Source organism: Bartonella sp. AP57NXGY (assembly GCF_042195805.1).
Taxonomy (GTDB): Bacteria; Pseudomonadota; Alphaproteobacteria; order Rhizobiales; family Rhizobiaceae; genus Bartonella.
Genome location: NZ_JBHIOZ010000133.1, coordinates 1 through 3407 on the forward strand (window position 1 = coordinate 1; position 3407 = coordinate 3407).

2 protein-coding genes and 1 pseudogene are annotated in these 3407 nt (G+C 33.2%); all 3 read left to right on the forward strand.

Features of this window, described 5'->3' with window-relative positions:
- On the forward strand, positions 1 to 792 hold a 792-nt coding region (locus ACFIL8_RS08475; protein ID WP_375689427.1), incomplete at its 5' end, for a type ISP restriction/modification enzyme.
- A 1510-nt stretch (positions 793 to 2302) separates the two neighbouring features.
- Positions 2303 to 3085 (forward strand): hypothetical protein, encoded by a 783-nt coding sequence (locus tag ACFIL8_RS08480; protein WP_375689429.1) that lies wholly within the window; start codon positions 2303 to 2305, stop codon positions 3083 to 3085.
- Positions 3086 to 3159: 74 nt separating this feature from the next.
- A pseudogene (locus tag ACFIL8_RS08485) lies at positions 3160 to 3407 on the forward strand (hypothetical protein); the annotation flags it as partial.

Genomic DNA, 3407 nt, shown 5'->3' on the forward strand with positions numbered 1-3407 from the left:
AAAGGTCAATGTTTTCCACGCTATATTTACGAAGATACTACGGTTTCAAAAAGTAAAAGTGAGAAACAATCCCATTTGTTTACAAACTCTATAGAGGAAAACAAAACAGCTGGTTTACAAAGGCGTGATGCCATTACGGATGAAGGGTTAGAACATTTTAAAGTAGCTTATCCTAATGAGACTATCACTAAAGATGATTTGTTCTATTACGTTTACGGTTTACTTCATTCGGAAGATTATCGCGCCCGTTATGCTGATAATTTATGCAAAGAATTACCTCGCATTCCTTGCGTAAAGAGTGCTGATGATTTTTGGAAATTTGTGACAGCAGGGCGTGAACTCGGTCATTTGCACGTGAATTATGAAACTGTAGAACCTTATCCAGTGACCTTTAAAAAGGGTAATCCAAAAGTTACAGAGATCTCTAATCCTGAGAAATTCTATTATGTAACTGAAATGAAATTCGCAAAAGCAGCTAAAGAGAAAGGAAAATCCGAAAAGGATAAATCAACGGTTATTTACAATAGCAATATCACAATAACAGATATCCCTCTTGAAGCTTATGAATATATTGTCAATGGTAAACCCGCTCTTGAATGGGTTATGGGGCGTCAATGCGTTAAGACTGATAAAAAGAGTGGCATTGTGAATGATGCTAATCGCTATGCTGTTGAAACCGTTGGCAACCCTGCCTACCCTCTAGAGTTATTTCAGAGGGTTATTACTGTAAGTTTAGAGACAATGAAAATCGTTAAGAACCTACCAAAATTAGAACGAAGAGAAACTGAATAGACTTGGCTTGCTAAACTCACAAGGGGTATAGAGTCTTATAACCATAATCTATACCTCTCTTGTTAAGTTGATTAGATACAATCTTTAAAAGGAGTGTTTATATGCGTTATTCTAAAAAGAAATCATTTGCACTTTTAGATACTCTTATTTGGATTGCCTTTAAGAGATTATACCGTATTTAAAATGATAGCTTTATCCTTTTCAAAAGCTTTGTTTAAACAGAGTTATGTATATTCATTTTCTTATATTACTTATAGGTTTTGAAGGTTTCTCAAACCCTCAAAATACCTTCAAAACCCCTTTTTATATATATCACAGATTGTATTTACGTGTTGTGTGTAATATAGGTTGTTTCTTTAAAACATTAACATATTGAAATATAATAACTTTTATTTTTGATTGAAAAATAATATATAAAATGGGGTAAAAGGAACCTTCAAAACCTTCTAAACTCATAACTATAATGATCTTGATAGCACTTCTTATGAATTACAAGCTATCTTTTGAAAGGTTTTAAAGGATCATATGCTTTTCATAAAGCACATTTTAATCACTCACTAAAATCATAAGGTTATCTATTAAAAAGAACTGATTAAAATTCATAAAAGGGATTTTGATAACGTAATCAGTTTTTACTTTCATATGCTTTTCATAAGACACGCTTTAATCACTCACTAAAAATATAACTTTATCTTTTAAAAAGAACTAATCAAAATGATAAAAGCCTATTAAAAGGGATTTTGCTAATCTCTATAATTATTATTCTCTCTTTAGATATTTTCATAACGGTTTATAAATCACAATTATCCTATTTATCATTTCTCTTATAAAAATGAAAAATGATGCGGTGGCTATAAAGAAGATAACAGCTATAAAGCACGCGTGAAAAAAGCAGGCTTTCATAATCACATGCAAATGAACACATTGGTTATAAAAACAGTTCCTATAAAAAGCTGTTAAGTTGCAAATGTGTTATTAAAAGAAATTAACAGAAATCTTTAAAAACCATTTAGCAAAAAACATGATAGGTTGTAAAGATAAAAATACGCATGATGAGAGCGTTTTTAAATATTATAAATGTATAGATTCAGAAAATAACGCAATCGTTTAAGAAAGCCCATAATATAGCTTTAAAAGCACATAAATATAAAAGAAGAAGTTGATAAGCATAATATATTATCAATACACAACGTATTTAAAAAATACAAAAAAATATCAAAAAAGATAGAATATCGTTTGACAATAAATACGTATTTTGTTATATAAATAATCAAGTGCTAAAAACACTATATGAATAGCGAGTAAACCACGATAAGGTTTCTCTCATTTCTTTAAAAGACTGGCTTTCTTTTATGCTTTAAGAGCGTATAATGATTATGTCGGGTGTAGCTATGCCATACAATACCCTTCGCGAGGGAAAAGCATAGCGGCGGACTATTCACCGTGTTTTTAGCGCCCGGCGCCCTTTTAGGGTTGTCAATTAAAAACTCTATTGAATAGGATTACTAGCATGAATGCTACAGTTAAAAATCAAAAAACATCTCCAAAATATGAACTTACTAATGAAAACCGCGTTGTTAACGGTGTGACTTTACACCGCATTAAAGCTTTAAGAGATTTTGATGATGTAAAAGCTGGGAACCTCGGCGGCTTTATCGAAAATGAAAGCGATCTATCCCATGATGGCAATTGCTGGGTTTATGATGATGCTATGGTTATCCAAGCAAGCGTTTCCGAAAATGCAAAAATACGCAATAATGCCTGTGTTGTGAATTATGCTAAGGTTTATGGTAATGCCGTGATTAGTGATAAGGCATGGGTTTTGAGTAATAAAGCACATGTTTATGACAATGCAATCATTAATGGCAATGCAAAAATTAGTGGCTATGTTTTTGGCAATGCCGTTGTGAGTGATAATGCCGTTATTACTGAGGGGGCTCTTATTTACGATAATGCCCGTGTTTATGAAAATGCTCATGTGAGTGGGCTTGTGTTTAATGATGCCCATGTCTACGGTAAATCACGCCTTGCTGCGTGGTCAAAAGCTTATGGCAATGCTCATGTTTTTGATAAAGCTATAATTTATGATGGGAGCAATATTTATGACAATGCCAAGGTTTTTGGCTCGGCGCGTGTTGGTCCTTTTGCAAAAATTCATGATAATGCTCATGTGAGTGGAAAAGCACAAATTTGCCAATTTACAACGATTTATGGCAATGCTGTGCTTAAAGAAAATAAGAAATTTTCTGAAGATGTCTGTGGTGCTGATCAGGATATAAATAAAGTTGCGTAAATAACGCGCGGGCGCGGCGGGGGCGCCCCTCTTTAAACATTTCATTCTAAAATTCAAATCTATTTATAAAGGAATTGTGCTATGCAAAAAAGTTTGCACTCACAAATGAAACGCGTGTATTTAATAATCAAACTCTTTATCGCATTCGGGCTTTAATAGATTTTGATGATGTCAAGGCTGGTGATTTAGGGGGCTTTATTGAAAGTGAAAACAACCTCTCGCATGATGGCAATTGCTGGGTCTATGATAATGCTCTTGTTTTAAATCCTGCCCATATTTATGAAAATGCCAAGGTTTTTAATAACGCTATTATAATGGGTAG